This is a genomic window from Lysinibacillus sp. NPDC056959, from assembly GCF_042674095.1.
In the GTDB taxonomy this organism is placed as follows: Bacteria; Bacillota; Bacilli; order Bacillales_A; family Planococcaceae; genus Lysinibacillus; species Lysinibacillus zambalensis.
The window spans coordinates 118,936-126,795 of sequence record NZ_JBHURE010000012.1 but is presented as its reverse complement, the minus strand read 5'-3'; the positions used below and the strand labels follow the sequence as shown (position 1 = coordinate 126,795).

Below are 7,860 nucleotides of genomic sequence, written 5' to 3'. Positions count from 1 at the left end.
TCGCTGTTCGTCAGACTTCATGGAACCGCCGTATACGGATCCGTAAGTACGGTGGTGTGAGAGGTCGGGAGTTAACCACTCCCTCCTACTCGATTGGTTTTGTCCATCAATTTATATCAAATGGTGAAATGAAGGCACAAGCGCGCGTTTTAAACTTAGAGTGATTTACTCCACTTTTTTTTATTATTTTTAAAGCATGTGTGAGGAAATTTAGGAAAAATGTTTGGATGGTAGTAATTAGATATAAGACTTGCTAAATTAAATGTTTTTTGACCAACTGCAACGAAATTATTTACTTTTTCTAGAAGGTAGAAATTTATGAATCACTTAAAAAAAGATACGTTTGGTTTGATCGATAAGGAAATAAGGAAAATAGATATATTGGAATTATCGAGGATATATTCAAGAGAAAGTTGTGCTGTAATTAATGCAATTGGTATGTCACTTAAAAACAAAGGGACAATTCGTTTCGCTCTATGTTATTTTACTTGTTAACGCAATCTATTATGCTGCTTCTCAACGTTAGGCTTCGCCGCAGTATAAGATAATGCTATTTTTTTGTCTGAATTAGAAGGAAATCATTCCCTTTTATAGAATATTGAGATAGGTGGATGGTAGGTTAGTTTGTCTCTGTTTGAAAATACATCTTTGAAGACAGATTTATTATCATTAATGTCAGTTAATCAACACCTGTTTTTGTAGACTTTACACAAGATATGCCTTGCAAAGGAAAGCGTTACGATGATGTAGTAATCGAGAGTTTTTTTGGAATTATGGAATCTAAATTGCTTTTCTACAGATTTACGAACTTAATCTATAATGGTTAGGAGGAAAATAATTTGAAAAAAATGGTTTCGTTATTAGTAATGGTCACAATTATTCTTTTTTCTACTCCAGATGTATTTGCTTCAAACCCGATTGAACCTTATGGAGTGAAGCCACCAGGTGAAAGCTTTACACCGGGAGAGTGGTTTTTAGGAGATACTCCACCTAATGTTGATCCGAATAAACCACCTATTGTTTTCGTTCAAGGGAAAAACGGTAACTCTACAAGTTGGTATGGTAATACAGAGTATCACGGTCTTAATGATATGTATACAAAAGCTTATGAAGCAGGATATCAAACTGTATTTGTTCAATTATACGATGCGGCAGGTAAAGGTTCTTATAGTCAATATGATAATGGAAAGTTATTAGCCTCAATGTTAAAAGAAATCAGTCAACATTTTCACGGAAAAAAATTAAATATAATTGCCCATAGCAAGGGTGGGCCTGATACCCAAGCAGCATTAGTTCTTAATAATGCTCATTCGTACGTTGGTAGGGTGCTTACTTTAGGTTCACCTCATTATGGATCAGAGTTAGCTGATCTTGCTTATAGCTGGTGGGCAGGTTGGCTAGCTACATTACTCGGTGAAAATGATGATGGAACATATTCACTTCAAGTTGGGGAGATGGAACACTTTCGCTCACTAATAGATAATCACCCCAACGTAAGTAGGAACAACTATTATACAATAGCCGGTACTAATTCAGGACCATTTCTATCTGCACTCTGGATGGGTGGTCTATATCTGTCCGATCCAAATGATGGATTAGTCAAAGAGGCAAGTACTAAATTAGCTTACGGAACACATTTATTTACCGATACCTCTCTTGACCATGACAGTATTCGAATGGGATCTGCGGTATTTTCTAGATTGGAACAGTATCTACAGTCTGCTTCTACTGATCGTATCATTGCAAACAAAGAATACTTTTCTCAATCTGATATGTTTCAAGAGTTGGATGTTTCTCATTATTTTTACGGAGGAAAGTTACAATCGTCATATGATGTGACACATTCTTTTTATGTGGATACTGCACTAGATAATGTTAAATTGTGGACAGGGTTAACTAGTGATGAGATAGAGTTGGTATCTCCTTCAGGAATAAAATATACCAACCAGACAATCCAATCATTGGATGAAGCCTCCTTCTTTAATGGCGTAGCACCTCATACATTTACTGGCGTTATTTCTGAGATCGGGGAATGGAAGATAAATCTAAGGACGCAAGCAGAGAATAATGCGTATTTATTGGCAGTTCAACACGGGGGGCCGTCTTTGATAAAGGTGAGTATTCCAACAGTATCATTAGAAACGAATAATATTATCACGATGCAAGCTAATCAACAATTACAAAAACTTACATTCGATTTACGAATACTAGATCCAACAGGTAAAGATATTGCTTCATCTCTACAAATTCAAAAGGTTGATCAACAAAACTTTATGGTGAATTTTCCAGGTGATAAAAAATCTGGTGTATATAATATAACCTTAAATATTTCCGGTGAAACGTTACAAGGCAATCCTTATAATAGAACCATTGTTCGTTCTAAGTATATAAAATAGACATATGCAATAATTAGAAAAAGACTTTGGAAATATATCTTTAGCAACGGTTGGATTTCGTTCAAATTGATAATCATACAATTAAAAAAGATAGTATAGAGTAATGAGTCACTATTTAAATAAAAGATTTGAAAAATACCATGTTGGCAATCAGCATGGTATTTTTACTGTTAGTAACAAGACTTTTATAAAATGAAATAGAATACAAAAGGATTTAATATACCAATCAAAAATATCATTACTTACGCATATCCAACTCATTCAAAACGCGCTCATTCGTATTTTTTCAGTGGAATTGCACATGCTAACTTCAATGAATATGTGTTTGTTTAAAATTTTCAAAACAAAAAAACATCATAAAAGATAGATAATTGTAATTGTTGATTATTTTTTCTTAAAAAATGAGTCAAAACTCTTTTCATCCAATGCACAAAGCATATATAATTACTTATGCTTTTTCGACAATGGGGATCTTGATTTTGTCTATAGTTTATTCGGGTATTAGATCGTGGGAGAAATCGCCTGTTAAAAAACATTGGGGTAACCGTCAAAGGAGCATCAACATCATGAAAGAAGCAAAAAGCGCAGTCAAATGGATTCCTTTCTTCATTTCCCTTGCTGTTGGCGTAGCAATCTGGTTTTGTCCAGTACCTTCAGGAGTAGATGAAAAAGCATGGCATCTATTTGCTATTTTTGTTGCGACAATTATAGGATTTATAACGAAACCGTTACCAATGGGAGCGATATCCTTTATTGCTATGGCTATGATTGCCATAACTAATACATTAACTATTGAAGAGACTCTAAGTGGTTTTGGCAATTCAACGATTTGGCTAATTGTTATTGCCTTCTTTATTTCTCGAGGATTTATTAAAACGGGGCTAGGTGAACGAATTGCCTATGTATTTGTTCGTCTTTTTGGGAAAAAAACTTTGAGTCTGTCTTATTCTTTATTAGCGAGTGACCTAATATTAGCACCTGCTATTCCTAGTAATACAGCTCGTGCTGGTGGTGTTATATTCCCTATCATCCAGTCATTATCCCATACTTTCGGATCTAAACCGGAAGACGGGACAGAGCGTAAGATGGGGGCATTTTTATTAAAGGTAGGCTTTCAAGGAAATTTAATAACGTCTGCTATGTTTATGACAGCCATGGCAGCGAACCCTTTAATTGTAAAGCTGGCAAGCGATTCAGCAGGGGTAACAATTACTTGGTTTGGTTGGGCATTGGCTATGATTGTCCCTGGGTTAACAGCTTTAATCGTTGTTCCTTACGTTATTTATAAAATTTATCCGCCTGAAATCAAGGAAACACCAGAGGCAGCAGCTATTGCTAAAAAGAAGCTGGATGAATTTGGTCCGCTGAAAAGTTCAGAAAAACGAATGATCGTAGTATTTGTTGCTGTGTTGTCGTTATGGATTGGTGGAGACTACTTAGGCATTAGTGCTACTACAGCAGCTCTTATAGGTCTTTCATTGCTTTTATTGTTAGATGTATTAACATGGGCAGATATTAAGAAGGAAGAAGGCGCGTGGGATACACTAATCTGGTTTGCAACATTATTTATGATGGCATCTTTTATGAACAAACTAGGGTTAATTCCGTGGTTTAGTAATGAAGTGGGTGGACTTGTATCTGGGTATAGTTGGATATGGGCTGTAGTCATATTAGCATTAGTCTATTTCTATTCTCATTATTTCTTTGCGAGTTCCACTGCTCATATTAGTGCGATGTATGCAGCGTTTTTATCTGTTATGCTGCAAGCAGGAGCACCAGCAATGTTAGCGGCTATATTATTAGCAGCATTTAGTAATTTATTTGGCGCCACTACTCATTATGGTTCTGGTCCAGCACCGGTCTTTTTCGGTGCAGGCTATATTGATCAAAAAAAATGGTGGACAGTTGGTTTTGTAGTTTCTGTTGTAACAATTCTGATTTTTGTTATAGTAGGAGGATTATGGTGGAAGCTTCTTAATTATTGGTGAAATAATTAGCTTCTGTATCCGGGTAGAAATATTTCTATCCGGATATTTTTTTGAGATTTTTAACCTTTCTTCATTTTGCATGTAATGGAGGAGGTTTATTTGATGGTTAAGAAGAGTTTGTTGTCCTTTGTTTACCTGTCATTTGGTGTTATGATAAAAATGGATATCAATAATAAACTACATATTAAAAAGTAGTATGGACATTAAACAACACCTAAATGAAAGAGATGGAAAAGTGTAATGAGTCATTTAATTGTACAAAATTTAACGAAAACAGTGGGCGATAAAACGCTCTTTCAAAATATTGAATTTACCATTTATGAGGGGGAGAGAGCTGGGTTAATTGGTATTAATGGTACTGGTAAATCCACATTGCTTTCTATTTTAGCAAATGAAATCGAAGCGGATTCTATGGAAGTTGACCGCCCGAATAAATATCGTGTTTCTTATTTACCACAGGAGCCTACTTTTAATAGTGGCGAAACTGTGTTACAGGCAGTGTTTGCAGGAGATTCACCTATTTTAAAACTGAATCGAGAATATGAGGAAACGGTTGCTGCACTTGCATTAAATCCGACTTCAGAAAGTTTACAAAAAACGTTATTTAGCTTGCAACATCGTATGGATGAAGAGCAGGCATGGGATGTCAATGCTCTTGCTAAGACAGCACTTACGAAGCTTGGGATTGAAATGTTTGATAAAGAAGTGTTAACACTTTCAGGCGGTCAGCAAAAGCGCGTTGCTTTAGCAAAAGTTTTAATCGAGCCGGCAGATCTTTATTTATTAGACGAGCCTACCAACCATTTAGATGTGCAGTCAACAGAGTGGCTACAGGAAATGGTGTTACGATTAAAGGGAGCAGTTATATTTATTACTCATGATCGTTATTTCTTAGATGAGCTGTCTACGCATATTTACGAATTGGCTGATCAAACATTATACCGCCATACGGGGAATTATGGGGATTATTTAGAAGCTCGTGCTATTCGTGAGGAAATGAAAGCAGCCTCTGCACAAAAGGATCGCAACCGCTATCGCTCAGAATTAAAATGGATTCGTCGTGGTGCGAAAGCGCGTTCTACGAAGCAAAAAGCACGTATCCAGCGCTTTGAGCAGTTAGAGGATAACTTGGAGCGTAAATCTGAGGATGTCTCTCTTGAACTTGGTCTTGCAACAACACGACTCGGTCGGAAAGTTTTAGAGGCTGAAAATATTTCAAAGGCATTTGGCCAACAAAAAATCCTTGATCACTTTTCATTTTTACTACAGCAGGGCGATCGTATCGGTATTATCGGAGCGAATGGTGTAGGAAAATCAACATTATTGAACATGCTAGCAGGGGAGCTAACACCTGATGTTGGTGAAATTCTTGTTGGTTCGACAGTGAAGTTAGCGCATTTCAAACAAACACTACCAAAGATGAATGAAAATGAGCGCATGATTGAATATATTCGTGAAGCTTCAAATGATATTACAGATGCAGAAGGTGTACGCTATTCGGCTGCTCAAATGCTGGAGCGTTTCTTATTCCCACTTCATGCACATGGTACACCTATCGGTAAATTATCAGGTGGAGAACGTAAACGACTGCATTTATTACGATTATTAATGGAGCAACCGAACGTACTGTTATTAGATGAGCCTACAAATGATTTAGATATTGAAACATTAGGTGTGCTAGAGGACTTCATTGAGCATTTCCCTGGAGTTGTTATAACGATATCCCACGATCGATTTTTCTTAGATCGAATTGCGAAAAAGCTGTGGGTTTTAGATGGTCTAGGGCATGTTAATGAGACGCTTGATATTTACAGTGAATATTTACTAAAGCGTGAACAGGAAGCTGTTGTAAAGGTAGAGGCGCCGAAAGTTGAAAAACCTAAGACCGAAAAACCTAAATCAGACAAGAAAAAATTATCTTTTAAAGAGCAAAAAGAGTGGGAAACTATTGCTGATGAAATAGAAAAGACAGAGACAGCAATTATGGAGACAGAAGAAGGTGTTGCCAATGCTGGAGCTGATTTTACAAAGCTACAGGAATTAACGGCGAAACTAGATGAGCTGAATGCACAATATGAGCATCTGATTGAAAGATGGTCGTATTTAGATGAAATCGTAAACGGATAAGGAGCGATATACATGAAGATTATTACAATTGAACCAACACCAAGCCCTAATTCTATGAAGATTGTCGTTGATACAGAGTTACCTTTTGGCAAAAGCTATAATTTTACAAAAGATAATAAGGATGAAGCAACAGGTGATGCGGCAGCGATTTTAGCAATTGAAGGTGTTAAAGGTGTTTATCATGTAGCAGATTTCTTCGCTGTTGAGCGTAACGCAAAGTATGCATGGGAAGGTATTTTAGCTAGTATCCGTCAAGTGTTAGGTGAAGATGTACAGGAAGTAAACAATGAACAAGTTGCCAATGAATTTTATGGTGAAGTGTACGTCCATGTGCAGTTTTATAAACAAGTACCGCTTCAAGTAAAGGTGTTTGATAATCAACGTGAGCATCGGGTAAGCTGTGGTGACCGCTTTGTGGAAGCTTTCAATAAAATTATTGAGACTGCAGTTGATGAAAATTATATTTTCCAACGTAAGTGGATTGACTATGGTGTACGTTATGGAGAGCTAGAGGAAATTGGGGAAGCCGTAAAACAAGAAATAGATGTAACTTATTCAGAGGAACGTTTAGCGGAGATTATTGCAACGATTAATGATTCTGAGAAAACTATTGAGAAGCAAGCTAAGCTGAAAATTTCTGTTGAACAGTTTAAACAACCAGAATGGGAAAAACGTTTCCAATTGCTTGACCAAATGGCAGATCCAGAGCTAGATGATTTACCACTTTTAGATTTAGCGTTACAAGATGAGCAAATGTCTATCCGTCGACTTGCAACCGTTTATTTAGGGATGATTGAAGATGTAGCGGTTGTACCTTTTTTGGAAAAGGCATTACAGGATAAAAGTGCAGCGGTACGTCGAACAGCAGGAGATTGTATGAGTGACCTCGGCTTAGTGGAATTTGAAGACGCGATGCAGCAAGCATTACAAGATAAAAATAAACTAGTTCGTTGGCGTGCAGCTATGTACTTATATGAAGTTGGTACGGAGAAATCATTAACGGCATTAAAAGCTGCTGAAGAGGATAAAGAGTTTGAAGTGAAGCTACAAGTAAAAATGGCGATTGCCCGCATCGAACAAGGTGAGGAAGCAAAAGGTTCTGTTTGGAAGCAAATGACAGAGTCTCGCCAGCAATAAAACGAAAAAACCAGCGTCTATTTGAGCAATTCAAATAGACGCTGGTTTTTTTATATTTCAATTCCATTTTTTCGCTAGGTTGTTTTTTTAGCTTGTTGCTTCCTAGAATGTATGAAGCAGTCGAAGAATTAGGAAAAGCAGATCAACTAGCCTTATTGAAGGCAATTACTTCCTAAGATTAAGGATTTTCGTTTTGATTTTCTTTCAGTCAT

The 7,860-nt window shown here is 36.8% G+C and carries 4 protein-coding genes; all 4 read left to right on the top strand.

Annotated elements, in window-relative coordinates:
• The first annotated feature begins 848 nt into the window (after positions 1-848).
• The 4 genes from ACFTQ7_RS15015 to ACFTQ7_RS15000 all read left to right on the top strand — a co-directional run bounded on the left by ACFTQ7_RS15015 (position 849) and on the right by ACFTQ7_RS15000 (position 7,648).
• Positions 849-2,396 (top strand): esterase/lipase family protein, encoded by a 1,548-nt coding sequence (locus tag ACFTQ7_RS15015; RefSeq protein ID WP_386829741.1) that lies wholly within the window; start codon positions 849-851, stop codon positions 2,394-2,396.
• 566 nt (positions 2,397-2,962) lie between these two features.
• Positions 2,963-4,384, top strand: coding sequence for an anion permease (locus ACFTQ7_RS15010; protein ID WP_386829731.1), 1,422 nt, complete (start codon positions 2,963-2,965; stop codon positions 4,382-4,384).
• A 240-nt stretch (positions 4,385-4,624) separates the two neighbouring features.
• Entirely contained in the window at positions 4,625-6,511 is a 1,887-nt protein-coding gene (locus ACFTQ7_RS15005) for an ABC-F family ATP-binding cassette domain-containing protein (protein ID WP_386829730.1), read from the top strand.
• A 12-nt stretch (positions 6,512-6,523) separates the two neighbouring features.
• Positions 6,524-7,648, top strand: a complete 1,125-nt coding sequence (locus ACFTQ7_RS15000; RefSeq protein ID WP_386829728.1) for a conserved virulence factor C family protein — start codon at positions 6,524-6,526, stop codon at positions 7,646-7,648.
• Positions 7,649-7,860 lie beyond the last annotated feature (212 nt).

Coding starts and splice junctions, on each gene's coding strand:
- ACFTQ7_RS15005 (WP_386829730.1), top strand. CDS start 4,625: ATGAGTCATTTAATTGTACAAAATTTAACGAAAACAGTGGGCGATAAA.
- ACFTQ7_RS15000 (WP_386829728.1), top strand. CDS start 6,524: ATGAAGATTATTACAATTGAACCAACACCAAGCCCTAATTCTATGAAG.
- ACFTQ7_RS15010 (WP_386829731.1), top strand. CDS start 2,963: ATGAAAGAAGCAAAAAGCGCAGTCAAATGGATTCCTTTCTTCATTTCC.
- ACFTQ7_RS15015 (WP_386829741.1), top strand. CDS start 849: ATGGTTTCGTTATTAGTAATGGTCACAATTATTCTTTTTTCTACTCCA.